The following is a 23,042-nucleotide window of genomic DNA, read 5'->3' as shown; positions in this document are numbered from 1 at the left end:
ACCGGAGACGCGAAGCCGTCTCGACGCAGCGCTCGAGTGCGAGGCCCGCGGCACCGACACGGGGTCCGATTTCCCAGCGGTATTAACGGACCGCTCGCCTTTCAGTTTCTACTCGCGAACGAATCGCTTATCCGGGGATTCGTGGAAGGGGCGAGTACATGAAGGCAGTCGTTCTCGCGGCGGGTCAGGGAACACGAATGCGACCGCTGTCGGAGTCGGTACCCAAGCCGATGCTCCCGGTCGCCGACCGACCGCTCGCGGCCCACACCGTCGACGCGGCGGTCGAGGCCGGAGCCGACGAAATCGTGCTCGTGATCGGCTACGAGGCCGAGACGGTCCGGGACTACTTCGGTGCCGAGTTCCGGGGCGTCCCCGTCTCCTACGCCGTCCAAGCGGAACAGGCCGGAACCGCCGACGCGGTCAACGCCGCTCGAGACCACCTCGAGGGCCCCTTCGCGGTCCTCAACGGTGACAACCTCTACGATCAGGCCGCGATCGATCGGCTGTTCGACGCCTGTCCGGCGGTCTGTGCGATCGAGGTCGACCGGCCCAGCAATTACGGCGTCCTCAGCACCGGACCCGGCGGGGACCGCGTCACGGAAATCGTCGAAAAGCCCGACGAGCCGCCGACGAACCTCGCCAACGCCGGGGCCTACTCCTTCCCCGTCGAGGCCCGCGAGTGGCTCGAGGTGCCGGCGAGCGAGCGCGGCGAACACGAGATCACCGACGTGGTCGCCCGCGTGATCGACGAGTACAACGTGACGCCGGTTACGCTCGAGCGCTGGCTCGACGTCGGCCGGCCGTGGGAGTTACTCGAGGCGAACGAGTGGAAACTCGGCGACCTCGAGCGCCGCATCGACGGCGACGTGAGCGAGGACGCCACGCTCGAGGGCCCGGTGGTCGTCGAGGAGGGCGCGACGGTCGACCCCGGCGTCGTGATCGAGGGGCCGGCACTCGTCCGCGAGGGCGCTGAGATCGGCCCGAACGCGTACGTCCGCGGCGCGACGCTGGTCGGCCCGGACGCGGAAGTCGGCCACTCGGTCGAGATCAAAAACAGCATCGTCTCGCGGGGCACGTCGGTCAGTCACCTCTCCTACGTCGGCGACAGCGTGCTCGGCCGGAACGTCAATTTCGGCGCGGGGACGAACGTCGCGAACCTCCGCCACGACGACGCCGATATCAGGTTCACCGTCAAGGGCGACCGCGTCTCCACCGGCCGCCGGAAGTTCGGCGTCGTCGCCGGCGACGAGGCCAAGACCGGCATCAACACGAGTCTCACGCCCGGCCTGAAACTCGAGGGCGGCGCGACCACCCGCCCCGGCGAAACCGTCGACCGGGACCGGTAACGACGAGCCGTCTCAAACGCCGCTTGCGGGCTGTTACCAACGCTTTTGGCCAACGGTTGGCTTCCGGTAGTCGTTGCTCGAGCAACAGTATTTATACTGTCATGCTGACTGTTGGCATCCATGTCGACGGCGACGGTTCGCGGAACGATCAGGGGGATGGGGAACCAAGCAAATCCGGCGTTTGCGGTCGCTGTGGTAGCGATTCCGCTCGCCGCACTCGGCTACGCGGTGACGGCCGCAACGATCCAACAGCACACCTTCGTCCACGTGATGGCGGGGATTCTGTGGACGGGCTTCGACATTTTCATCGGTGCCGTCCTCGGGCCGGTCATCGGCGGCCTCGACGACGAACAGAGCGCGGCGGTGTTCCAGCGGCTCACGCCCAAGACGGCGTTTCTCCTCCCGTCGCTCGCGTTCGTCACGATCGCCGGCGGCATCACGCTGGCGCAACGAATCGGCATGTTTCCCCACGCCGAGTCGTGGCTGGCGCTGTTTACCGCGGCGAACCTGATCCCGATCCTGCTGTTACTGGGCTGGCGGCTGAACGCGTGGCGTGACCGGCGCTGGCAGGTTCCGTTCGCGCTGGCGACGGTCGGCTCGCTGGTCTGGGTCGGGCTCACCATCGACGGGTTCGCGATGACCGAGCCCGCGATCGCCGTCGCGCTCGGGATCGTCACGATCCTCTCGGTCCAGGGCTTTGGCTTCCTGCTGCCGGGGGAACTCCGCATGTACAAGGAGATGCGCTCGGCCGAGCCGGACCCGTCGATCATTTCCGCGATCGGCCAACAGAACGCGATGCTCGGCGGCGTGCAGGGCTTTTTCCAACTCGTTCTCATCCTCGATATGGTCTACCTGCGCTACGGCGGGTTCCCGTTCTGACTCGCGAGAACGGCGAAAATGGCTCTCGAGAGCCGCGGATCTGCGGACCAACGTATCGAAACGAGAGTGACGAAAGGTGGGACGAGGAGACGGGTGCGGGCGTGGCTCGGTTCCCGGGAAACCGAGCGCGCGACGGGCCGGAGCGACGCGCAATTGCCGGTGAGACGTGAAAAGCGCCTATGCCGGCATCCGTATGGAATACGTGGCGAAATAAAAAGTCAGCGGTCGGTCCCCGCCACAGCCTGCGATTCCGTGACGGTCACAGTCGCCGGTCCCGCAACGCCGGGAACTCCTCGCGGACGTCCGCTACCGTCTTCGGTTCGATCTCGGTCATAACCAGCGCCGGCTCGTCGCCGCTCGAGGCCAGCGAGACGCCCCACGGGTCGTAGACGCTCGAGCGGCCCAACAGGGTGGCCTCGTCGAACTCGCCGGCCCCGTTGATCGTCGCGACGTAGGCCTGATTCTCGATCGCGCGGGCCCGCGAGAGCGTTTCCCAGTGTTCGATGCGCGGGTAGGGCCACGCGCTCGGGACGAGTACCAACTCGACGCCGTCATCGACCAACCGCCGGTAGAGTTCCGGAAATCGCAGGTCGTAACAGGTGGTCACGCCGACGGTCAGCCCGCCGATCGACGCCGTCTCGAGGCGCTCGCCGGGAACCAGCAGCTCCGATTCGGCCGATTCGTAGCCGAACAGGTGGTGTTTTCGGTAGACGAGTTGGAGTTCGCCGTCGGCGTCGAACAGCGCAGCGGTGTTCGCCAACCCGTCGTCGGCCGGCGTTTCGACGGTTTCGGTCGCCCCCAGATCCTCGACGATGCTGCCCGCGAGGACGGCGATGTCGTGGTCGGCGGCCGCCTCACGGAGCCGGGTGAACGTCTCGCCCGCGAAGGGTTCCGCGTTGCGCGCGTAGAGATCGAACGCGAAGTAGCCCACGTTGAACAGTTCCGGCAGCGCGACCAGATCGGCCCCGCGAGCGGCGGCCCGCGCCACCGCCTCGAGCGCCCGATCGACGTTCGCCTCGACCTCGCCGGCCTCTACCCGAATCTGTGCGAGCGCGAGGGTGAGCGAGTCACCGGTGTCGGCCCCAGCGGCCTCGCGGTTCGTATCGACGGTCATACTCTCACCGTGGCCTCCACCATCGTTACTGTGTCGTCTGGAGGTCCCGCTCGAGCGCGCGCTGGAGGTTCTCGAGTTCCGAGTCGAGGTTCCGCTTGAAGAACTTCTCGACGCCCGGGAGCTTGCCGTCGACGACGAACGAGTTCTCGAGGCGCGCGCCGTCGTCGGTTTCGACGATTTCGTGTGTCCCGGTGACCTCGAGGACCTTCGACTTCCCGACGAATTCGACGTACTCGGGCGGTCTTCGGGTGACGTCTTCGGTGTTTACGGTGACGGTCTTGCGGACGAGGGGGATGGGGAGTTGCACGTGCCAGGTCACCCGCCGCCCGTCGGAATCGTCTACCGAATACTCCTTGACGACGCTGATCGCCCGGGCGCGGTTCGCCGGATCGGCGATGAACTCCCAGACCCGCTCGGGCGACGCCGACACGTCGAACGACCGGTTGACCCGTACAGTCATGCCCGTACGTGTGCGATTGTCGGATAAAAAGACCGTGGACCGCGGGCGGTCAGTGGCGGGTCCTGCGGTGCCGGGCGACGCCGATCGGGGCCCGGTCCGACGCCGCTCAACTGATCGTAACGCGCCACGTCGTCGACCGAGCGCGACCCCACTTCTCGATATCGACTTCGTCCGTCTTCTCCGCGAGATGGGGGAGCCGAGCGCCTACCTGTTTCGACGAGAGTCCGATCGCGTCCGCGATGTTTTTCGCCCGGAAGTACTGCTCGCCGCGGGCGGCGCTCTCGCGGAGGTACGAGATAATTCGCTGCTCTTCGTCGGAATAGTCGGTCATCGTCCGTGGGTCCCTTTAGGTTGTCGTCGGTCTTAACTTTTAACGGCCGAGACGGCCCGATCGCAAAGCGGTCGCCGTCGACGCTCGGGGGCGAGCCGGATTCGATCGTCGTCAGTGCCAGTAGAGGTGGATGCCGACGACTGCCAGCGAGCTAAAGAGGACGGCCGCGGCAAAGCCCCACGCCGCGGTCACGTCCGGTGCGCCAGTGTACATCAGTAGTGCGCCGATCACCGCGAGTGCGCCCAGAGCGAGCGCCAGTCCGACGCCCTTGTCGGTCGTCTCGGATTCCGTAGCCATGTCCGGGCGTTGTGTGTGGGGTCTCTTAACTTCACTCATTCCGCGGAACTGTCGGGCCCGACAGGCGGCGGCTTTCGGCTCACCGTCGACCAGCGATGATTGCAAGCCCGCGCTGGGGCGGGCGGGCCGATCAGTTGATCGTCGTGTGCTCGGATTCTTCGTTCAACGCGAGGTTCGCCGCGATTTCGGCGTTTCGCATCGCGTACTGGGCGGTCTGTTGGAGACTGACCAGCACTTCGCGGATCCGCAGCAGGTCCTCGTTGTCCATTTCGGGCAGCCCCGAGAGGATTTCCTGCTCGAGGTCGTCGATCTCGTGGAACAGCTCGCGGACCTCGTTGGATTTGTCGTAATCTCGCTCGACGGCCGCCTCGACGGCTCGAGACGTGATTTCGTCGACCAGGTCGTTCAGCTCTCGGATCTGGCGCATCACCGAGCTGTCGACGTTCAAGGTGTGGCCCTCCGTCTCGATGACGATCTCGGCGATGTCCTCGCCGTTGTCGGCGGTCAGCTCGAGGTTCTTCGCGATCGACCGGTAGCCGATCAGCGGGAAGCCGGTGTTCAGCCCGACCGCTCGCGCGAGGTTGGGGTTCTGGTAGGCCGTAAAGATCAGGCGCAGGAGGAGGACGAAGATCTTGTTGGCCTGCCGCTCTCGGTTGAGCGCGCGCTGGGCCAGATCGGGGTTGCCGTGGGCCAGCGCCTTGATCCCCTCGCCGCGCATCGTCTGGCCGGTTCGCTCGAGGCGCTCGAGGAGGTTATCGAGCGTGAAGTCCTCGGGGTCGACCGAACAGCGGATCGAGATGCTCTCGGGAGTCTCCTCGATGACGCCGAGCCCCATCAGCTGGGTCTCGGCTTGGTAGACCGCGTTGATGTGATCGGACTCGAGGGCACCGTCTTCGCGCTCGATACGGATGATGCGCCGGCCGAGGACGTACTGGGCGACGATCGCGCGCTCGACGGCGTCGGCGTCGAGGTCGTCGGTGTGGATGATCGCTTCCGTTTCCTCCGAGCTGGCGGATTCGGGCATCACGGTCAGGGTCCCCTTCCCGCTGGTCCGTAGGGAGACCTCGTCGCCTTTCTCCACGTCGTGTTCGGACGCCCACTCTGCGGGGAGCGTCATCGCGAGCGTCGACGGGCCGAGTCGTTGCACTTTCCGCGTTTCCATGCAACACCCTACGATCGACCCGACCTTAATCTTGACTATATGGTCATTATACACGACCGAATCGTTATATGGTTGATTTCCGCGGCCGTTCCGACGAATACCTTATATGCTCGCGTGCAAACGGGGTACTCCTTAGACACTGCAGCGGCTACTCAGACGACGTTTACGAGGCGGGTGGTAAACCGTCCCGTGCGGACCTGCAGCCAGCCACGGAGCTCCTCGTCGATCTCCTCGTCGTCGGTATCGACGCGCAGCGAGTCGATCTCGTCGAGTTTCTCGGCGGCGGCGACGACCGCGATCTCGTCGGCCCGCCGGATCACTGCGGGCGAAATCTGGTGGTTCCCGCGGCCGAAAACGAACCCCTGTCCGCCGATCGGCGAGACGACGATCGTGACCGGATCCGTGAGGACCTCGAGGATGTCCGACTCGGCGGCGTCGTGGGCGAGCAGTTCCCCGTGCTCCGCGTTCGCGCCCGCTGCGTTTCCAGCCGAGTCATCGCGTTCGGCCGCACGCCAGACATCGACGCCGAGCGGCGACGGATCGATGCCCAGCTCTTCCTCGATCGCACCGACGGTGCCTCCGGGCCCGAAGACGTAGGTCCGACTCGGTTCGACCTCGCGGGCGAATCCCGTGGCCAGCGACTCGACGCTGCCGCTCGAGACCTGCTTGCTCGATTGGACCGCCGGGGCGACGGGGACCGGGACGACGGCTTTGAGTTCCGTCCGCACCTCGCCCTCGCGGTAGGCGTCCTCGTCGATGTCGTTGACCTCGCGAGTCTCGGTCCGGTCGAACTCGGCGGCGATCCGGCCGGCGTCGGCCGGCGTCACGCCGAACACCGACGAGTAAATCTTCACGCCGGCCGGCACGCCGAGCATCGGCGTCTCGCCCTCGGCCGCCTCGAGCACCTCGGCCACGTCGACGGCGGTCCCGTCGCCGCCGACGAAGAACACGAGATCGACGCCGTCGTCAGAACGCGTACATTCTGACGGCTCATCAGACGCCGTCTGATGACCGCGCTCGAGCAGCGCGCGGACGGCCGCCCGGGTATCGTCGGCGGTCGTCGAAACGGGTTCGGTATCGCTGGCGTCGGCGTCGGCCGGCTCGTAGACGACGGCGGGCTCGTAGCCCGCGTCTCGCACCGCGCGTTCGCCCATCGCGCCGGCGGCCGTGTAGACGGTGAGGTCGGGCGCGCGACGGTGCAGCGATCGCAGCGCCTCCCGCGCTCGGTCGGGGGCTCGCGGCTCCGCACCGCGGCGGCGCGCCTCCGCAACGTTTCCGTCGGTTCCCTTCAGTCCGACCCGACCGCCCATCCCCGCGATCGGGTTGACGACGACGCCGATGGACTCCATAGCGGGGGATGGGGACCCCAGTCGGAAAGCCGTATCGCAGGCCGTGCCGGGGCCAGATCGTTGCTCAGTAGACATTGCCGCGTGTGCGACTCGAGTCCGAGCCGCGGCGACCGACTCGGTTTCTGAAAGGTTAAGAGGGATGCGGACGGATCGCCGATCATGTCTGCACTGATCGACGCCGCCGTTCTCGCGACGGAAACGGGAGCCGAACCGGAGCTACCGATGGCCGCCGTCGGCTGGGGGGCGCTCGCGCTGGGCCTGCTTGTCACGATCGCGTGGCTCGCCTCCTTCTACCGCTGAGGACTCGCGGCGTTCACGGAGAGTCGACCCGCTCGCGGAGCCACGCGGCCGCCTCCGCGACGGTCGCCTCGTCGGTGCCGTTCAGTTCGATCCGGACCGACTCGCTCGGATAGCTCCCGACGGCGACGTCGAACCGCTCGCGGAGTTCGGCGATTCGATCGAGCAGTGCGCTCTCCGGTTCGTCGGCGACGACTCGCTCCCGGTAGGTCGGCGTCCCGGTGAACTCCTCGGCGATCGACTCGAACATCGCTTTCATCTCCGAGGGCACGCCGGGGAGCACGTAGACGCCCTCCAGCGCCGCCCCGGGGGCGACGCCCGGCTCGTTGTGGAGCGCCCGCGCGCCAGCCGGGAGAGCCGCCGTGCCCGACGCGAGGTCGTCGCGGGTGTAGCCGTCCGCCTCGAGCCACGCGAGGGCGTCGTCGTGTTCCTCGACCGAGCGGCCGAGCGCGGCCGCGACGCCGTCCATGGTGAGATCGTCGTGTGTCGGCCCGAGGCCGCCGGTGACGATCACGGCGTCGTACTCGGCGCGGTACTCGTTGACGACGCGGGCGATATCGCCGACTCGATCCGGGACCGTGGTCACGCGTTCGACGTCGACGCCGCGACCTGCGAGCCGCTCGCAGAGCCACGCGGCGTTCGTGTCCGTCGTTCGTCCGGCGAGCAGTTCGTCCCCGACCGTTACGACCGCGACGTTCATACCGGTCGTTCGCGCCCGGTCCTCAAATGGGTCTCGCCCTCGAGTCGATCACCGCCGCTGGTACGAAATCTGGTCAAACACCCAACACAACTACAGAATATCATATAAAGTAGTACTCGCGATAACCACAAGATTCAATTCAAGTAATTAGTAACGAAGAGAGTATGTCTCGGAGTCGGACACAACATACCGACGCGGATTCGGCCGCCATTCTCGCCGCACTGGGGAACAAATACAGTGCGGAAATCCTCTGTGCAGCCGGAACACCGAAATCTGCACAGGCGTTAAGCGAAGACATCGAGATCCCGATCGCCACCTGCTATCGCCGGATCGAGGAACTCGTCGACGCTGGCCTACTGACCTGCGAGGGCCGACAGCTCTCCGATGAGGGGCGACGGACGAACATCTACCGCCGCACGCTCGACGAGATCGAAATCGACTTCTCCGACGAAACGCCCGCCTTCTCGCGCAAGCGTCGCACGGAAGCCAAAAACCGACTGCAGGACCAGCTCACCGACTGAGATCCGATCGGACGAGGGAACCTTCGGAACGTCCCTCTACTCGAGCGAGTGGCCCTACCGACTACCGTCACCGGGGATTTCTGATCGCTGGTCTCGTTCTCGAGAATGCCTATTTCAGGGGACAGCATCCGATCCCTCCCGAGACCCGTTCGACTCGCTCGTGGGAAGCCGACCACCGATCGGGGACACTCGGCCATCTTTAAGTATTCCCGAGAGAATACGGGGATATGACCGAACCAGCCGCGGAGCGCGACGCGTCCGACCCTGTACCGGACGACGAGGTCGTCGGAACGCCTCGCGTTCTCCGCGTCGGGCACGACAGGCCGATCCGGATCAGTGCCGGCCACCGGCTCCGACACCACGACGGCAAGTGTGCGCGACCGCACGGGCACAACTACGAGGTCGCCGTCACCGTCACGGGCACCCTGACGGAGGAGGGATGGATCGCGGACAAAGGCGATATTACCGACGTGGTCTCCGAGTGGGACCACATGTTCCTGCTCGAGGCCGGCGATCCCCTCGTCGAAGCCTTCGAAGCGGCCGGGGACGACGACGGGGTCGTCGTCCTCGAGCAGCCGCCGACGGCCGAGGTGATGAGCGTGCTCCTCGAGCGGAAACTCGCGGCGGCGCTGCCCGAGACGGTGACCGACGTGGCGGTCCGGGTCAGCGAGACGAGCGAACTCTGCGGAGGGAGCGAGCGCTGAGATGCCGGTTTCCGATTCCGTCGACCGCGAGGCCGGCACCGAGACCGATTCGGGAGCCGACGGCGACGACCGCCCCGAGGGGCTGCCAATCAACGAACTGTTCTACTCCCTGCAGGGCGAGGGAACCCTCGCCGGCGTCCCGTCGGTGTTCGTCCGCACGAGCGGCTGTAACCTCCGGTGTTGGTTCTGCGATTCCTATCACACGTCCTGGGAGCCCACCCACGCGTGGCTGGGGCTCGAGGAGATCCTCGCCGAAATCGAGAGCCACGAGGCCGATCATGTGGTCCTGACCGGTGGCGAACCCCTGCTCCACGAGGAGAGCGTCGCCCTGCTCGAGGCCCTCGACGACCGGAGCTATCACACGACCGTCGAGACCAACGGCACGATCTACCGCGACGCGCCGATCGATCTCGCCTCGATCAGCCCGAAACTCGAGAGCAGTACGCCGACGCCCGAGCGCGACCCCAAAGGCGACGGCGAGTGGGAACAGCGCCACGAGGACGACCGGATCGACCTCGAGGCGCTCGCCGCGCTCGTCGAGGACTACGAGTTCCAGTTGAAGTTCGTCGTAACCGACGCCGAGGACATGCCGGAGATCCTCGCCCTGCTCGACGACCTCCGCGACGCCGCCGACGTACCGATCCCCAACGACGACGTGCTCCTGATGCCCGAGGGCGCGACCCGCGATCGGCTCGCGGAGACCCGCACCCGCGTCGCCGAACTCGCGATGGACTACGGCTTCCGGTACACGCCGCGACTGCACGTCGACCTCTGGAACGACGCGCCCGAAACCTGAGACTGCACGCGACTCATGACTGACACCACCGACACTACCGACACCGCGACCGACGAACCGGCTTCCGAACGCAAACGCGCCGTCGTCCTCCTCTCGGGGGGCATGGACAGCGCCACCGCCGCCTCCGTGGCCCGCGACCGGGGCTACGAGATCTACGCCCTGCATACCTCCTACGGCCAGCGCACCGAGGATCGCGAACTCGAGTGTGCCCGCCTGCTCGCCGACGAACTCGACGCGGCCGATTTCCTGCGACTCGAGACCGACCACCTCTCGGCGATCGGAGCCTCGAGTCTCACCGACGACGAAATGGCCGTCGACGACGCCGACCTCGAGAGCGACGAGATTCCGACCTCGTACGTTCCCTTCCGAAACGCGAACCTGCTGGCGATGGCGGTCTCCTACGCCGAAGCCAACGACTGCGAGGCGGTCTTCATCGGGGCACACAGCGAGGACTTCTCGGGCTATCCCGACTGCCGCCCCGAGTTCTTCGAGGCCTTCGAGACCGTGGTCGACGTCGGCACGAAACCCGACACCGAGATCTCGATCGAAGCGCCGTTCGTCGAGCACTCGAAGACCGATATCGCCGAGCGCGGCGTCGACCTCGCGGTTCCCTACGAACACACGTGGAGTTGCTACCGCGAGAACGAACCCGCGTGTGGTACCTGCGACGCCTGTGCGTTCCGGCTGCAGGCGTTCCAGAACATCGGCGTCCGCGACCCGATCGAGTACGCCGAGCGGCCGTCGTACGTCGACGACGACTCGTAGCGACCACGACGCCACCCCGTTCTCGCGTTCGACGGTCGATAGAAACATTCACCAGTCGACACGTTGAACAAACCGCTGAGAACCCGCAATGCTGGACTGGTTCCGAGACGACGACGGCAGCTGGCAGCTCCCGGAGGGGCGACGCGGCGAGTTCGTGGCGTTGCTCGTCGGGTTCCCGTTCTACGTCGGCTACCTCCACTGGGATATCGGACTCCCGCGGCCCCTCGAGTACTGGCCGGCGGTGCTTCTCGGGGCGTGTTGCGGGCTGCTCTACGTGACCACCTATCGGGACCGCATCGCCGACCGCCTTCCCGACTGGGCCGACGCCGGCCAACTCCTCTCGCTCCTGCTCGGCGGGGGGCTGGGCCTCCTCAGGCTCGTCCACATCGCCGCCCCGACGCTGGTATTCCTGCTCTCCGCGTGCGGCACGGCCCTGCTGTGTTATGCCGTCAGACTGTGCTCGCCGGTCCACCCTGGCCTCGAGCCGCCGCCTCGTGGGGCCGACCCGCCGCCGGCGGTCGACGGGACGGATGCCAGCGTCGATCGCTGAGACCGCTCGGCGCTACCACGCCGCCTCGAGCACCGCTTCGATCTCGTCGATCGAGGGGTCCAGTCCCGGCGGCACGTTCGCCATAAACGGGTCGTTCAGGATCGACTCCGCGACCGCGGTGAACGCCGCGGGCTCCGGGCCGTCGACCTCGCGGAGTTGCGACGGGAGGTCGAGCCCATCCCGGATTTCCGTGACCGCCTCGACGACCGCCACCTCCTGATCCGCAGCATTGTCGACGCCGAGCGCGTTCGCGAGCATCCCCGCCCGCGCGTCCACGCCATCCTGATCGAACAGGTACTCGAGGACGGAGGGGGCGACGACGCCGTGGGCGGCCCCCTGCTGAACGTCATATGTCCGTGTGAGCCCGTGGCCGAAGGCGTGAATGATCGAGGCCGTCGTCTCGCCGGGCCGCGAGATGCCGTACTGGACGAGCACGATCCCCTCGAGTATCGTCTCGAACGTGGCGGTATCGCGGTCCCCATCTTCGAATGCGCCGAGTCCGTCCGTGAGTTTTGCGAGGCCGTGCCTGGCCGTCGCGTCGGTCACCGGCGTCGCGTTGCTCGCGTAGAGCGTCTCGATGCCCTTGTCGAAGCCGTTCATCGCCGAGCCTGCGATCACCGACTCGGGCGTAGTCGCGACCAGTTCGGGATCGTAGACCGCGGCCGCGGGCATCAGTCCGGGACCGGAGAGTCCGCCGCCGATCTCCTCGTCGACCAGCCCCGAGTCGGGCGAGGCGGTGACGCCGGCCACCATCGAGAGGTCCGCGCCCGCGAGCGTGGTCGGCACCGCGACGATCGGCACTAACCCCTCGTCGGGGACCGAAAGCGTGCCCGATTCGGCGAACTCCCGGCCAGCGGCCGCCGGGCCCCGGTTTGTCGCCGCGAGGACGCTGATGACCTTTGCGACGTCGAGGCTGCTGCCGCCGCCGAGGCTCACGAGCGCGTCGGCGTCGACGTCTTCGAGCCGGTCGCGGCCCTCGAGGGCCGTCTCGAAGCGCTTCTCCGGCGTCGTCTCGGCGAAGACGCCGGCCAGCCGGTCCTCGAGCCCCGATTTCACCGGGTCGATCACCGCGGGCGTCTCGCCCACCGTCGAGCCGCAGACGACCAGCGCGCGCTCGAGGCCCTGCGCCTCGAGTTCGGCCGCGAGGTCGTCGACGCAGCCGGCACCGAACCTGATGGTCGACGGCTCGTACTCGAACCGAAAGGACCGGTCGCGGTCGCTCGAGCGAGACGGAGTCATGGCGGTTCGTACGACCGGCGTGCTGTTAAAAGGGATGCGGCAGCGATTCGCTCGGGGTTGCCGTCGGCCGCCGGACCCGGTTCCGAGCTACCGCTCAGCCCGGTCGGCCCACGGCCGCAAGATCGCGTGGACCGCCTCGTTCATCGGCGCGTCGACGCCGACCTCGTCCGCGTGGCGGACGACGGAGCCGTGCAGCGCCTCGAGTTCGAGCCGCTTGTCGTGGGTCAGGTCGTAGTGCAGCGACGAGTACATCTCTGGATCCAGATCACGCGCGAATTCGAGCCACTCGTCGACGGTGTCCTCGGGGAGGTCGACCCCTTCGGCCCTGCCGACGGTACAGACCTCTTCGATGAGGCGGCGATACATCGCCCACGAGGCGTCGGTCTCGCGGAGCTCGCCGACTGGCAGTCGAGTCGTCGCGGTCATCCCCGCCTGCGCGCAGATGAACGCGAACTTGCGCCAGAGTTCGACCCGGATGTCCGCGGCGAGCACCGCCTCGACGCCCTCGCTCTCGGAGAGGGCTGCGTCGAGTGCCTCGATCCGGTCGGTCCGCTCGCCGTCGAGTTCGCCGTAGACGAACCGCGCCGGGCCGCCGGTGTGCTCGACGACCCCGGGCTCGCCGATGGTCGAGAAGATGTAGGCCACGCCGCCGACGACGTGCTCCGCGCCGATTTCCTCGGCGAGCCACCCCTCGTTGTCGACGCCGTTTTGGAACGAGACGACGGCCGTGTCCTCGCCGAGCAGCGGCTCGAGGTCCGGTGCTGCGTCGCGCGTGTCGTGGGCTTTCACGCAGAAGAGGACGCAGTCGCACGGCCCGATCTCGACCGGGTCGTCGGTCGCCGGGAGGTCGACCGCCGTGTCGCCGCGGACGCTCTCGAGGCGCAGTCCGTCGGACTCGAGGGCGGCGAGGTGGTCGCCCCTCGCAATGAGGTGGACCTCGTGTCCCGCGTCGGCGAGGCGGGCCCCGAGGTAGCCGCCGACGCCGCCGGCACCGAAGACAGCGAATTTCATACGCTCTGTACGGACAGATCGGTCAAAGAGGTTGTGGGCTGGCGGGGTCGAGGGTCCAATTGGGTCCTCGCTCGCGTCGACGGGCGGTCCGTCGACTCCGGCCACTCAGTCTCCGATCCCGTCGCGCTCGTCCGCGAGTCGATCGAGCGCCGCCGCGAACTCCTCGCGGGTGTTGACGTTCTCGAAGGTCTCGAGGCTCGCGTACTCCCGGACCTCCTTTTCGTCGACGACGACGTAGTCGAGTTCCAACAGCGGTTCGACGATCCGCCGCTCGCCGCGCTCGAGGGCGCGCTCGCAGGCGTCGACCATCGCCTCGGTCCGGTAGACGGCTTGGGTCGTCTGGAACCACTGGTCCTCGAGTCGGGGCACCGCAGCCTCGCAACCGGCCGCCCGTTCGAAGAGGTGGTCGACCAGGTCGGGATCCACGAACGGCATGTCGCAGGCGACGACGACGGCGTACTCACTCGCGGCGTCCCGGAGCCCGGTCATGATGCCCGCCATCGGCCCGCGGTCGGGGACCGGATCGACGGCAACGGACGCCTCCGGACCGCCCTCGAGCGCCTCGCGGATCGCCGGCACCTGCTCGTCCCGGCAGTTGACGACGATTTCGTCGACGACCGGCTCGAGCCGATCGACGACGCGGCGGAGCATCGGCGTGCCGGCGAGGTCGGCGACGGCCTTGTCGTCGTCGCCGAAGCGGGTCGAGTGGCCGCCGGCGATGATGACGCCTGCACGCCCGTCTCGCTCGGTCTCGGGGGACATAGTCGACCGTTGGGCGACCGATCGCAAAAGTGTGCGGTCACGGTCCGAGTCGCAATCGGGTGGCCCTTTCAGGCCGACAACCGCCAGAGCGCGCGATACAGCGCCCACAGCTCGCAGTCGAAGCGGTCGGCGAGCGATCGGCAGCGCTCGAGGTAGCGTTCGTAGTCCGACACCGACGGCGGGTCGGGATAGGACCGCTCGAGTTCCCCCGCGTCCCGGAGCGCCGACCACTCCCGGGGACCGACGACGACGTACTCGTCGGGGTCGATGAACATACAAAATGCCGAGGCAACGGAAACGTCGACGGCCCCGAGGTCGGTCAGCCGATCGATCGCCTCGGCAGCGGTCGCCGCGTCGACGGCGTCGGCGATGGCGCTCCGGACCGCGTCGAAGTCATTGCTCCGGAATCGGTCCTCCGCCGCTCGTCGCTCGTCGTCGGGATAGTCGCCGAGGTGCCGACGGTAGTACCATCTGACGACCCACGCCGCGTCGCGGCGGCCGTACTCACCGGTCTCGAGCGCGGCCGGGAGCGTCTCGATGGCTTCCTGTTCGACGGTGTACAGGGGTTCCCGCTCGCGGTACTCACGGGCCTTTGTGGCGACGAGCGAGTCGGTGACCTCCATCGTGGAATCGTTTGACATGGTAGCCTGTAGTCGTTATCCCCGTGTCCTCGAGACGGGACCGCCGTTCGCTGGCGGACCGGTGTTCGACCGCTCCGCGACAGCAGTTCGAAAGACGGAAATTAGTGACCAGAACGGACTGTCTCGGCAGGCATGGAGTGAATCCGCTGTATTTCACGACGCCAAAAATAACTCCATTGAACGGCTAGTCGAACGGTAATGGCAATCTTCTCTGAATCTCGACGCGGGTTTGTCGCTCGGGTAACTGGCACTGGAGTACTCGGGAGCCTTGCCGGGTGTGCGGCAGTTGGAACCGGTCGCGCGGATATTATCATAGAAAACACGGGAACGCGCGAAGAGCGCACGGAATACTATATTGACCGAGCGGAGACGACGACTGAGACGCGAACGATCGATTTGGAACCGGGAGACGAACAAACCGCTTCAGTAGAGCTAGAACGGGGCGATGTCGTCGTTATCTCGAAAGGAGAGTTGGGTTTCGAATGTACGTTTAACGGCTCTCTCTGTCGAGAGCCGACACTACAGGTCGATACGGGATTCGCGGCCCTCGGAATCGGCGGGGAGTGCTTCGATATCAGCCCACAGTAACTCCTGCGATAGATCATCGCTATTCGTCACCCGATACTGATCGCGGATATCACTAGTGCTACCGTCTCGAAATGGCGCTACGATCTATCGAGAGCCACATACAATCTGTGTGGTAGAAAGTATCATGTACGCGGCGGTGGACTGGTCGGGCAACGGGTGTGACCCTAATGTCCAGTGATCAACAGGAGCCAGTGAAGACGATCTGTCCGTACTGCGGGGTCGGGTGCGGCATTCAAGTACAGCCGGGCGAGGAACCGGGCGACGTCCAGTTCATGCCGTGGGGCGACGCCCCGGTCAACGAGGGCCGAATCTGCATCAAAGGCGGTGCGGCGACGGAGGTAGTCGACCACGAAGACCGACTCACCGAGCCGCAGATTAAGGAGGACGGCGAGTTCCGCGAGGCCTCCTGGGAGGAGGCCTACGAGTACATCGTCGACGAACTCGAGCGGATTCGAGCGGAGTACGGGCCGGACGCGATGGGGTTTTTCGGCTCCTCGAAGGTGATGAACGAGGAGAACTACCTCCTCCAGAAGCTGGCCCGCCGCTACGGCACCAACAACGTCGACAACTGCACGCGGATGTGCCACGCCTCGACGGTCTGGGCGCTGCGGACGAGTCTGGGCGCGGGGGCGATGACAAACAGCATGCGCGACCTTCGGGAGGAGGCCGACGTCTTCTGGATTCAGGGGGCGAATCCGGGCGAGCAACATCCCATCGCCAACAGCCAGTACTTCCGGCAGGCCGTCCTCGAGGGCGCGACCGTCATCCAGGTCGATCCCCACGCGAACAAGACGACGCGGTCGTTCCAGATCGACGACACCGACCGCCACCAGCACTTGCAGCTGAATCCGGGAACCGATATTCCCCTCCTCAATATCGTCCTCAAGACGATCCTCGAGCACCACGAAGAAAACCCCGACGACGGCTGGATCGACGAGGAATTTATCGAAGAGCGCACGGAAGGATTCGACCATCTGAAAGAGACCCTCGAGGACTTCGACAAGGAGGCCGCGGCCGAGGAGTGTGGCGTCCCGCTCGAGGAGATCGAACTGGCGGCCGAAAAGTACGCGATGGCCAACAACGCGGCCATCTTCACCGGGATGGGGATGAGCCAGCACACCTGCGGCGTCGACAACGTCCAAAACGAGATCAATCTGGCGCTGATCACGGGCAACCTCGGCCGCCCCGGAACGGGCGTCAACCCGCTTCGCGGGCAGAACAACGTCCAGGGGACCTGTGACGTCGGCGCGATGCCGAACGTCCTCCCGGGCTACCAACTCGTCGACGACGACGAGGCCCGCGAATCCGTCGAGGAGGTGTGGGGCTTCGAGATACCCGACGAACCTGGCCTCACGAACGTCGAGATCTCCTACGAGGCGGGCGACTCGATCAAGGGACTCTTCGTCATGGGCGAGAACCCCGTGATGAGCGAGCCGGACGCCAACGCGGTCGCCGAGCGGCTGGCGGAGCTCGAGTTCACCGTCGTCCAGGACATCTTCCACACGGAGACCGCAGACTACGCCGACGTGATCCTCCCCGCGACGACGTGGGCGGAACGCGGCGGGACCGTCACTAACACCGACCGGCGCGTCCAGCGGATGCGCGGCGTGGGAAAAGTCCACGAGAACACGAAACACGACCGGGAGATCCTGACCGAGATCGGGACGCGGCTGTTCGGCCCCGGTGGGTTCGACTTCGAGGACCCCGAGGAAATCTTCGAGGAACTCCGGCAGGTCTGTCCAAGCTACCACGGCATGACCTACGACCTGCTCGGTGAGGAAGGACTGCACTGGCCCTGCTACGAACCCGGCGACGAGGGCGATCCGTTCCTCTACGAGCACGAGTTCGACACCGAGAGTGGACGGGGCCACATCGAGGGCGTCGAACACACGCCGCCCGCGGAGACCCCCGACGACGAGTACCCGCTGCTCCTCACGACGGCGCGACTCGAGGAACACTACAACACGGGGACGATGAGCACCAGATCGCCGACGCTCAACAAGCAGACCCCGGAGAACTTCGTCGACGTCCACCCCGCCGACGCCGAGCGCTACGGGATCGAAGACGGCGAGTACGTCCGCCTTCGGTCCCGCCGGGGCGAGATCACGCTCGAGGCACACGTGACCGACGACACCAAGGAGGGGGTCGTCTGGACGACGCCGCACTTCGCCGCCGCCTCGGCGAACAAGCTTACGAACCACGTGCTCGACGAACGGTCGAAGATCCCCGAGTACAAGGCCGCCGCCGCGGAGATCGACGTCGAGGTCGAACCGCTCGGCGAGACCGCCGACCCCGCAGCCGGCGACGACTGAACTCGATCGGAGGAGACTGCTTATTTTTCGGTCGTCGCTTCGTCCGTCACCGCCACACCGGCCAGCTCGAGCCACGGGTCGGCCGCCGACTCGGCGAGGTTGCGTTCGACCACCGGTCGGTCACACCCCTCACAGACCGACCGGAGACCGATACGGGGTCGCCGGCAGCAGTGCTCGAGGCGCTCGGCAGCGGTCTGGACCTGGTCGCGACAGATCGGACAGTCGTCTCGCAACAGTCGCAGCCCCGTCAAGAGGTCGCGGCGCTCGTCGACCGCGAGAGCGTCCCAGCCGTCGATCCGGGTGCGGAGTTCGGCCGCCGCGGCGACGTCGGCCGCGAGCGCCGCGGTCGATTCCCACCGGACCTGCTTTCGGCCGTCGAGGAGAAACGCGGTCTCGCCGACCTGCTCGCTCTCGTCCGCCCCGAGCATCGATCCGACCTCGGCCGCGCTCGGGTCGGCCGCGTCGGCGCTCGAGAGGCGGTCGTTCCACCGCCGTCGGAACGCGGGGGCGAGTCGAATCGCGCCCTCGTCGGCCGTCACAATGCCGGCGGCGGTCAGGGTGCTCGCGAGTTCATCGGGGGAGACCGCCTCGATCGTCGGAGTGGCCGCTGTCGACTTGCCGAACCGCTCGAGGACGCGATCCGGGAAATACCGTCGGGTGATCGTCGGCGTGCCCGGGACGAGATAGCCCCGGAGACGGATGAGCGCGAGACAGACGCCGAACGCGAGCGCGCCGGCGACTGCCGACCCCGCGATGGCGAGGCCGGCCGCGATGGCGAACGCGAGAGCGACGTTCACCGCGGTACACGGCAGACACCGGTTGTCACCGGTGTACGCGGGCTGTTCGAGCCGGGCGAGCGTCTCGGAGATGTCGACCATCGGGGCATTTGCTACGCGTCGAACGATCAAAAAGCGCCACCGTGCCCGCTGGGATAGGGCGGGAGCATATAATCGTATCTAAGGCATTTTACCTGTTTAATGAACACACTCATTTAGCCCGTTCCGAGCACCCCCGAATCCATTGGTAAGTATTATCAAATCACGGGGTGGCGTCAACTGTGCCGTGGTATCATGGCACAAGTATCCACTGCCGCAGACATGACGGTCGCGGAACAACGCGATCTGGCGACGACCCTCGGCGTCGACACCCCAGGGGACGGGGCGATAACGTGGGAGCGACTCGCAGGACAGATCGAAGCGCGGTCCGACTCGACGTTCGCCTCTCGTGGCGACGCGATTCGGGCCGATCTCGCCAGGCGACTCGATCGGGAATTGCTCGAGCGGGAACGGGAGGCCATCGCGGACGAGATCGGTCGCTTGCCGACCGTTCGCGATGCGGGCGTCCCGGACGAACCACACGGACTGTATACAGCGGTCGCCGAACCCGGGTGGCGTCTCTACGACCACCTGCTCGAGGTCGGGTTCTTCGAGAGTCTCGACGAGAACCTGCCGCGGTTTACGGCGGCGCACGTCGAGACGACGGCGCGCGAACTGATTCTGGCCGACCCCCTGTCGTCGGCGCTCGACGACGCCGGCTTCGACGAGTCGGAGAAAACGGCGCTGCTGGTCGACGTCACGAACAACGACGAGCGGCTGGCCCGCTGGGTGCCGTCGAATCAGATCCCGGCTGGCGTCGAGTTCGAGACCGACACCATACCGCCGCTCCACCAGCGCGCGATGGGCGGGGCACTGCTGTGGATCCAGGGGCTCGACAGACACCTCTGGCAGAACGAGGTGCTGCTCACCGACGAGATCCTCGACGCGGCGGTCAGGTACGTCAAGGCGATGCTGGGCGGGCTGTTCGTCTCGGCGACCGCGGCCTGCGATCTCGCCGGCGAGGAACGCGTTACGGACGAACAGCTGACGGCCGCGTTCACCGCGGGCTCGGCCGTCCAGATCGTCAGTCAAGAGGAGCTGTTGCACACCGTCTTCTACATCACGGACGAGATGCGCGCTCCGAGCGAACTGAGGTGATCACGCATGGCACTACGCAACGACAGGGCCGTACAGGCCGCACGCGAGATCGAACTGCGAGAGATCGAGGACGGCTATACGCTGGTCGGCGGGCCCGAGGAGTCGGTGACCGAACAACACGACACCGACCGCATTCCGGAGGTCGACGTCGATCAGGAGATGCTGAGCGGGACGGGCGAGGACCCCGAGTCCTGGCTCATGTACGGCGGGAACTACGAACAACACCGGGCCACGCCCGCCGACACGATCACGCCCGAGAACGTCTCCGACCTCGAGCTCGAGTACGAGATGTCCGTCGGGACGGGCTCGAGCATGGAGGGGACGCCCATCGTGATCCCGGGCGATCCGCCGGTCATGTACCAGACGAACGGGCCGAATCACATGAAGGCGATCGACCCCCGCGAGGGGGAGGTCCTCTGGAGCTACACCTACGCGCCGCCGATCGGGGTCGAGCTCTGCTGTGACGACAACAACCGTGGGGCCGCCGTCCTCGGCGACAAGGTCTACATGACGACGCTCGATTCCGGCGTCGTCGCGCTGGACCGCTACACTGGCGAGGAGGTCTGGTACACCCAGACCGCCGACCACGAGGTCGGCTACTCGGCGACGTGGGCCCCGGTGATCCACGACGGCACGATCTACACGGGCAGCGCCGGCGGCGAGTACGGCGTGATCGGATTCATCGCGGCCCTCGACGCCGAGAGCGGCGAGATACAGTGGCGACAGCACACGCTACCTGAAGACGAGTGGGTCGGCGAGAGCCGCACCCACGGCTGCGGGACGAGTTGGATGACGCCGACGATCGACGAGGAACGCGGGGTCCTCCACTCGCCGGTGGCGAACCCCGGTCCCGACTTCGACGGGACGGTCCGCCCGGGACCGAACTTCCCCACGTGCGGGACGATCACGATGAACCTCGAGGACGGCGAGACCGAGTGGGGCTTCCAGAGCAGCCCCCACGACGTCTGGGACTACGACGCGGCCGCGCCGCGGGTACTGCTTCGGGACGTGGAGGTCGAGGACGGCTCGATGGACATGGTCGTCGGCTCGGACAAAGCCGGCTGGGTGTACATGATGGACGCCGAGTCGGGCAAGCTCCACGAGCGCAGCGAGGAGATCTGCCAGCACATCAATATGTGGGAGATGATTCCCCACATCAGCGCGGACGAGCGGATTCCGTTCGTCCCCGGCGCGCCGGGGGGCAACGACTGGCAACCGCCATCGTACAACCCGGCGACGGGACTGGTGTACGTCATCCACCAGAACTTCCCGCAGGATCTGTACTGGCGCTACGAGGAGTACAGCGAGGGCAACCCCTACTGGGGCGGCGGCCTGGACGATCCGGCCACCGAGTTCCCCGACGAGTGGAACGAGTCGATCACCGCCTTCGCGGCGGTCGATCCGGCGACCGGCGAGCGCGTCTGGCGCGACTGGATCGAGAGCGAGGACCGGTTCTACATGTGGGGCGGCTCGATGTCGACCGCGACGGGACTCGTGTTCAACGGCACCCAGAACGGCAACCTCGTCGCCTACGACGGCGAGAACGGCGAGCGCCTCTGGGAGCACGAGTTCGATGTCCCGATCAGCGCCTCCCCCATGAGCTGGTACGACCCCGGCGAGGAGAAACAGTACGTCGCCGTCCAGGTCGGCGGCAGCGGCTGGCTCCGACAGGGAACCCGCGGCGACACGCTCGCCGTGTTCTCGCTCGAGGCCTGACCAACACACCAATCACCATCCAACTATGTCAAACGAACACGATTCACGCGAGAACCTCTCGCGCCGTGGCGTGTTGAAGGGAACAGCGGCACTCACGGGTATCGCCGCGCTCACCGGCGAAGCCGGTGCCTATCGCGACGCGTTCGACTTCTCGATGCCCGTCGCACAGAGCGACGGCGCGGCCCGGACGCTCACGCTGGTCGGCATCGTCGGCGGCTGGCTCGGCGTCGCGCCGCACGAAATCGACGGCCAGTCTAACCCGCCGCTGCGCCTGATCGAAGGCGAAGAACACGAAGTCATCTGGATCAACGGCGACGGCTCGATGCACAACTTCAACATCACCGCCGGTAGCGCGGTCGCCGACGACATCGAGGTCCTCGAGGCCACCGACACGGTGACCGAGCAGGGCGAGTACACGTCCGTCCGGTTCACCGCCACCGAGGAGATGGAGGAGTACTTCTGCATGCCGCACCCGGCCCAGATGCGCGGCCCGATCGAACTGATTGATCCCGGCGACGTCCACGAACTCGCGGTGACCGTCGAGGACGAGAGCGGCGAGCCCCTCGGCGCTGAGGTCTACGTCGGCGACATGCACTCGTACTCGGACCTCGCCGCTCGGCCGGACCCGTTCGCGGAGGAAGGGCAGAGCGAGGAGTCGGAGGCCCAGTCGCCGGGGAACGAAAGCGCCGGCAACGCCACTGACGGTAACGCCAGCGACGGCGGTGACGGAGACGTCGAAGGCCAACAGACGCAGCCGCCCGCGATCGCCCGCTTTGACCTCCTCGAGAACGGCGAGTACGACATCGAGGTCTGGACCTACGGCCACGAGCGGGTGTCGGAGACGGTAACGATCGACGGCGAGGACCGGCAACTCACCGTGACGCTTCCCGAGATCGAACCCGGCGAGCCGGCCGAGACCTTCTCGATGCGGCTCGAGGACGGCCAGTGGGTCGGGGTAGCGCCCGACGCCATCGCCGACCAACCGAACCCGACGCTCGACCTCGAGGTGGGCGAGTCCTACGCGATCGAGTGGGAGAACACGATCGGTCGCCTCGAGCCGGAGGGCAAAAACAGACACTACGAACCGCTCCCGGGACACAACCTCGCCATCGCCAGCGGCGGCGAGACGATCGACTGGAACACGTTCGTTCGATCGGACTTCACCGCCGAGGAGGGCGCGACCCAGACGGTCGAGTTCGTCGCCAACGAGGAGATGGCCGTCTACCTGGACCAGTCGCAACTCGATGCGATCGGCGAAATCTCCGTCAGCGGTGGCGGCGAGACGCCCGCTGCCGCGGACGCGCCGGCCGGGGCGAACGGCAACGCAACGGTCGAAGCGGGCGGCAACGAGACGATCGATGCGGACGGGAACGAGACGACCGCCGTCGACGGCAACGAGACCGACGACGGCGTCTGACGCCGCTTCTCGGCTCGGAGTCGTCCGTTTTTCTTTGGTCCTGATCAATAGGACACACGAGCACGTCGCCGTTTGAACCCGTGGCCGTCGGCCGGATAGAACGGACGCCGAA

Annotated in this window: 24 protein-coding genes; 12 read left to right on the top strand and 12 right to left on the bottom strand. The window is 66.6% G+C overall.

Going from position 1 to position 23,042, the window contains the following annotated elements:
* The first annotated feature begins 158 nt into the window (after positions 1-158).
* Both glmU and C489_RS02500 read left to right on the top strand, forming a co-directional pair.
* Positions 159-1,346 carry a bifunctional sugar-1-phosphate nucleotidylyltransferase/acetyltransferase gene (gene glmU / locus C489_RS02505; protein ID WP_006429551.1) on the top strand — a complete coding sequence of 396 codons (1,188 nt, stop codon included), beginning with the start codon at positions 159-161 and terminating at the stop codon, positions 1,344-1,346.
* Positions 1,347-1,502: 156 nt separating this feature from the next.
* The gene (locus tag C489_RS02500; protein ID WP_006429550.1) at positions 1,503-2,225 is read left to right on the top strand and encodes a hypothetical protein; all 723 of its coding nucleotides are present in this window, start codon (positions 1,503-1,505) and stop codon (positions 2,223-2,225) included.
* 259 nt (positions 2,226-2,484) lie between these two features.
* On the opposite strand, the gene C489_RS02495 is transcribed toward C489_RS02500, so the two are convergent.
* The 6 genes from C489_RS02495 to C489_RS02470 all read right to left on the bottom strand — a co-directional run bounded on the left by C489_RS02495 (position 2,485) and on the right by C489_RS02470 (position 6,938).
* Positions 2,485-3,339 (bottom strand): nitrilase-related carbon-nitrogen hydrolase, encoded by an 855-nt coding sequence (locus C489_RS02495; RefSeq protein WP_006429549.1) that lies wholly within the window; start codon positions 3,337-3,339, stop codon positions 2,485-2,487.
* 25 nt (positions 3,340-3,364) lie between these two features.
* On the bottom strand, positions 3,365-3,799 hold the full coding sequence (locus C489_RS02490) for an SRPBCC family protein (protein ID WP_006429548.1): 435 nt from the start codon (positions 3,797-3,799) through the stop codon (positions 3,365-3,367).
* 106 nt (positions 3,800-3,905) lie between these two features.
* On the bottom strand, positions 3,906-4,130 hold the full coding sequence (locus tag C489_RS02485; protein ID WP_006429547.1) for a DUF7123 family protein: 225 nt from the start codon (positions 4,128-4,130) through the stop codon (positions 3,906-3,908).
* A gap of 111 nt (positions 4,131-4,241) precedes the next feature.
* Complete coding sequence (locus C489_RS02480) at positions 4,242-4,427, bottom strand: DUF7525 family protein (protein WP_006429546.1); 186 nt, start codon at positions 4,425-4,427, stop codon at positions 4,242-4,244.
* A gap of 130 nt (positions 4,428-4,557) precedes the next feature.
* On the bottom strand, positions 4,558-5,589 hold the full coding sequence (locus tag C489_RS02475; protein ID WP_006429545.1) for a phosphate uptake regulator PhoU: 1,032 nt from the start codon (positions 5,587-5,589) through the stop codon (positions 4,558-4,560).
* Positions 5,590-5,741: 152 nt separating this feature from the next.
* Positions 5,742-6,938 (bottom strand): ATP-NAD kinase family protein, encoded by a 1,197-nt coding sequence (locus C489_RS02470; RefSeq protein WP_006429544.1) that lies wholly within the window; start codon positions 6,936-6,938, stop codon positions 5,742-5,744.
* A 159-nt stretch (positions 6,939-7,097) separates the two neighbouring features.
* Between C489_RS02470 and C489_RS22035 the strand changes: the two genes are divergently transcribed.
* On the top strand, positions 7,098-7,238 hold the full coding sequence (locus C489_RS22035; protein WP_006429543.1) for a hypothetical protein: 141 nt from the start codon (positions 7,098-7,100) through the stop codon (positions 7,236-7,238).
* Positions 7,239-7,251: 13 nt separating this feature from the next.
* On the opposite strand, the gene C489_RS02465 is transcribed toward C489_RS22035, so the two are convergent.
* Positions 7,252-7,935, bottom strand: coding sequence for a competence/damage-inducible protein A (locus tag C489_RS02465; protein WP_006429542.1), 684 nt, complete (start codon positions 7,933-7,935; stop codon positions 7,252-7,254).
* 164 nt (positions 7,936-8,099) lie between these two features.
* On the opposite strand from C489_RS02465, the gene C489_RS02460 reads away from it, so the two are divergent.
* The 5 genes from C489_RS02460 to C489_RS02440 all read left to right on the top strand — a co-directional run bounded on the left by C489_RS02460 (position 8,100) and on the right by C489_RS02440 (position 11,271).
* The gene (locus C489_RS02460) at positions 8,100-8,456 is read left to right on the top strand and encodes a winged helix-turn-helix domain-containing protein (protein ID WP_006429541.1); all 357 of its coding nucleotides are present in this window, start codon (positions 8,100-8,102) and stop codon (positions 8,454-8,456) included.
* Positions 8,457-8,683: 227 nt separating this feature from the next.
* Positions 8,684-9,160, top strand: coding sequence for a 6-pyruvoyl trahydropterin synthase family protein (locus C489_RS02455; RefSeq protein ID WP_006429540.1), 477 nt, complete (start codon positions 8,684-8,686; stop codon positions 9,158-9,160).
* Position 9,161: 1 nt separating this feature from the next.
* Positions 9,162-9,956: a 7-carboxy-7-deazaguanine synthase QueE gene (locus tag C489_RS02450; RefSeq protein ID WP_006429539.1), complete on the top strand. Its 795-nt coding sequence runs from the start codon at positions 9,162-9,164 to the stop codon at positions 9,954-9,956.
* 15 nt (positions 9,957-9,971) lie between these two features.
* The gene (queC, locus tag C489_RS02445; RefSeq protein ID WP_006429538.1) at positions 9,972-10,721 is read left to right on the top strand and encodes a 7-cyano-7-deazaguanine synthase QueC; all 750 of its coding nucleotides are present in this window, start codon (positions 9,972-9,974) and stop codon (positions 10,719-10,721) included.
* A gap of 88 nt (positions 10,722-10,809) precedes the next feature.
* Positions 10,810-11,271 (top strand): hypothetical protein, encoded by a 462-nt coding sequence (locus C489_RS02440; protein WP_006429537.1) that lies wholly within the window; start codon positions 10,810-10,812, stop codon positions 11,269-11,271.
* A gap of 12 nt (positions 11,272-11,283) precedes the next feature.
* Here C489_RS02440 and C489_RS02435 read toward each other — a convergent pair whose 3' ends face one another.
* From C489_RS02435 to C489_RS02420, 4 genes are all read right to left on the bottom strand, one after another.
* Positions 11,284-12,510 (bottom strand): iron-containing alcohol dehydrogenase family protein, encoded by a 1,227-nt coding sequence (locus C489_RS02435; protein ID WP_006429536.1) that lies wholly within the window; start codon positions 12,508-12,510, stop codon positions 11,284-11,286.
* A gap of 87 nt (positions 12,511-12,597) precedes the next feature.
* Positions 12,598-13,521, bottom strand: a complete 924-nt coding sequence (locus C489_RS02430) for a 2-dehydropantoate 2-reductase (protein ID WP_006429535.1) — start codon at positions 13,519-13,521, stop codon at positions 12,598-12,600.
* Between the two features lie 105 nt (positions 13,522-13,626).
* Complete coding sequence (locus tag C489_RS02425) at positions 13,627-14,283, bottom strand: molybdenum cofactor guanylyltransferase (RefSeq protein ID WP_006429534.1); 657 nt, start codon at positions 14,281-14,283, stop codon at positions 13,627-13,629.
* 68 nt (positions 14,284-14,351) lie between these two features.
* Positions 14,352-14,906, bottom strand: a complete 555-nt coding sequence (locus C489_RS02420; protein ID WP_006429532.1) for a hypothetical protein — start codon at positions 14,904-14,906, stop codon at positions 14,352-14,354.
* A 773-nt stretch (positions 14,907-15,679) separates the two neighbouring features.
* Here C489_RS02420 and fdhF point away from each other — a divergent pair.
* The gene (gene fdhF / locus C489_RS02410) at positions 15,680-17,824 is read left to right on the top strand and encodes a formate dehydrogenase subunit alpha (protein ID WP_006429530.1); all 2,145 of its coding nucleotides are present in this window, start codon (positions 15,680-15,682) and stop codon (positions 17,822-17,824) included.
* 20 nt (positions 17,825-17,844) lie between these two features.
* Here the strand turns inward: fdhF and C489_RS02405 are convergent, their stop codons facing one another.
* Positions 17,845-18,702, bottom strand: coding sequence for a hypothetical protein (locus C489_RS02405; protein WP_006429529.1), 858 nt, complete (start codon positions 18,700-18,702; stop codon positions 17,845-17,847).
* Between the two features lie 192 nt (positions 18,703-18,894).
* On the opposite strand from C489_RS02405, the gene C489_RS02400 reads away from it, so the two are divergent.
* The 3 genes from C489_RS02400 to C489_RS02390 are packed head-to-tail and all read left to right on the top strand — an operon-like array spanning position 18,895 to position 22,930.
* The gene (locus C489_RS02400; RefSeq protein ID WP_239642022.1) at positions 18,895-19,797 is read left to right on the top strand and encodes a hypothetical protein; all 903 of its coding nucleotides are present in this window, start codon (positions 18,895-18,897) and stop codon (positions 19,795-19,797) included.
* Positions 19,798-19,803: 6 nt separating this feature from the next.
* Positions 19,804-21,513 carry a pyrroloquinoline quinone-dependent dehydrogenase gene (locus C489_RS02395; protein ID WP_006429527.1) on the top strand — a complete coding sequence of 570 codons (1,710 nt, stop codon included), beginning with the start codon at positions 19,804-19,806 and terminating at the stop codon, positions 21,511-21,513.
* Between the two features lie 25 nt (positions 21,514-21,538).
* Complete coding sequence (locus tag C489_RS02390) at positions 21,539-22,930, top strand: plastocyanin/azurin family copper-binding protein (protein ID WP_006429526.1); 1,392 nt, start codon at positions 21,539-21,541, stop codon at positions 22,928-22,930.
* Positions 22,931-23,042: the final 112 nt, after the last annotated feature.

This window comes from Natrinema versiforme JCM 10478 (genome assembly GCF_000337195.1).
GTDB classification, from domain to species: Archaea; Halobacteriota; Halobacteria; order Halobacteriales; family Natrialbaceae; genus Natrinema; species Natrinema versiforme.
The sequence above is the reverse complement of the archived record's forward strand: the minus strand, read 5'-3'. Positions and strand labels throughout refer to the sequence as shown.

Excerpts from the sequence above, each read along its gene's own strand:
- C489_RS02430 (WP_006429535.1), bottom strand. The coding sequence starts at position 13,521 with ATGAAATTCGCTGTCTTCGGTGCCGGCGGCGTCGGCGGCTACCTCGGG.
- C489_RS02450 (WP_006429539.1), top strand. The coding sequence starts at position 9,162 with ATGCCGGTTTCCGATTCCGTCGACCGCGAGGCCGGCACCGAGACCGAT.
- C489_RS02455 (WP_006429540.1), top strand. The coding sequence starts at position 8,684 with ATGACCGAACCAGCCGCGGAGCGCGACGCGTCCGACCCTGTACCGGAC.
- C489_RS02500 (WP_006429550.1), top strand. The coding sequence starts at position 1,503 with ATGGGGAACCAAGCAAATCCGGCGTTTGCGGTCGCTGTGGTAGCGATT.
- C489_RS02405 (WP_006429529.1), bottom strand. The coding sequence starts at position 18,702 with ATGGTCGACATCTCCGAGACGCTCGCCCGGCTCGAACAGCCCGCGTAC.
- C489_RS02435 (WP_006429536.1), bottom strand. The coding sequence starts at position 12,510 with ATGACTCCGTCTCGCTCGAGCGACCGCGACCGGTCCTTTCGGTTCGAG.
- C489_RS02495 (WP_006429549.1), bottom strand. The coding sequence starts at position 3,339 with ATGACCGTCGATACGAACCGCGAGGCCGCTGGGGCCGACACCGGTGAC.
- C489_RS22035 (WP_006429543.1), top strand. The coding sequence starts at position 7,098 with ATGTCTGCACTGATCGACGCCGCCGTTCTCGCGACGGAAACGGGAGCC.
- C489_RS02395 (WP_006429527.1), top strand. The coding sequence starts at position 19,804 with ATGGCACTACGCAACGACAGGGCCGTACAGGCCGCACGCGAGATCGAA.
- C489_RS02400 (WP_239642022.1), top strand. The coding sequence starts at position 18,895 with ATGGCACAAGTATCCACTGCCGCAGACATGACGGTCGCGGAACAACGC.
- C489_RS02490 (WP_006429548.1), bottom strand. The coding sequence starts at position 3,799 with ATGACTGTACGGGTCAACCGGTCGTTCGACGTGTCGGCGTCGCCCGAG.
- C489_RS02460 (WP_006429541.1), top strand. The coding sequence starts at position 8,100 with ATGTCTCGGAGTCGGACACAACATACCGACGCGGATTCGGCCGCCATT.
- C489_RS02440 (WP_006429537.1), top strand. The coding sequence starts at position 10,810 with ATGCTGGACTGGTTCCGAGACGACGACGGCAGCTGGCAGCTCCCGGAG.
- C489_RS02465 (WP_006429542.1), bottom strand. The coding sequence starts at position 7,935 with ATGAACGTCGCGGTCGTAACGGTCGGGGACGAACTGCTCGCCGGACGA.
- C489_RS02475 (WP_006429545.1), bottom strand. The coding sequence starts at position 5,589 with ATGGAAACGCGGAAAGTGCAACGACTCGGCCCGTCGACGCTCGCGATG.
- C489_RS02420 (WP_006429532.1), bottom strand. The coding sequence starts at position 14,906 with ATGGAGGTCACCGACTCGCTCGTCGCCACAAAGGCCCGTGAGTACCGC.
- C489_RS02390 (WP_006429526.1), top strand. The coding sequence starts at position 21,539 with ATGTCAAACGAACACGATTCACGCGAGAACCTCTCGCGCCGTGGCGTG.
- C489_RS02485 (WP_006429547.1), bottom strand. The coding sequence starts at position 4,130 with ATGACCGACTATTCCGACGAAGAGCAGCGAATTATCTCGTACCTCCGC.
- C489_RS02425 (WP_006429534.1), bottom strand. The coding sequence starts at position 14,283 with ATGTCCCCCGAGACCGAGCGAGACGGGCGTGCAGGCGTCATCATCGCC.
- glmU (WP_006429551.1), top strand. The coding sequence starts at position 159 with ATGAAGGCAGTCGTTCTCGCGGCGGGTCAGGGAACACGAATGCGACCG.
- queC (WP_006429538.1), top strand. The coding sequence starts at position 9,972 with ATGACTGACACCACCGACACTACCGACACCGCGACCGACGAACCGGCT.
- C489_RS02470 (WP_006429544.1), bottom strand. The coding sequence starts at position 6,938 with ATGGAGTCCATCGGCGTCGTCGTCAACCCGATCGCGGGGATGGGCGGT.
- C489_RS02480 (WP_006429546.1), bottom strand. The coding sequence starts at position 4,427 with ATGGCTACGGAATCCGAGACGACCGACAAGGGCGTCGGACTGGCGCTC.
- fdhF (WP_006429530.1), top strand. The coding sequence starts at position 15,680 with ATGTCCAGTGATCAACAGGAGCCAGTGAAGACGATCTGTCCGTACTGC.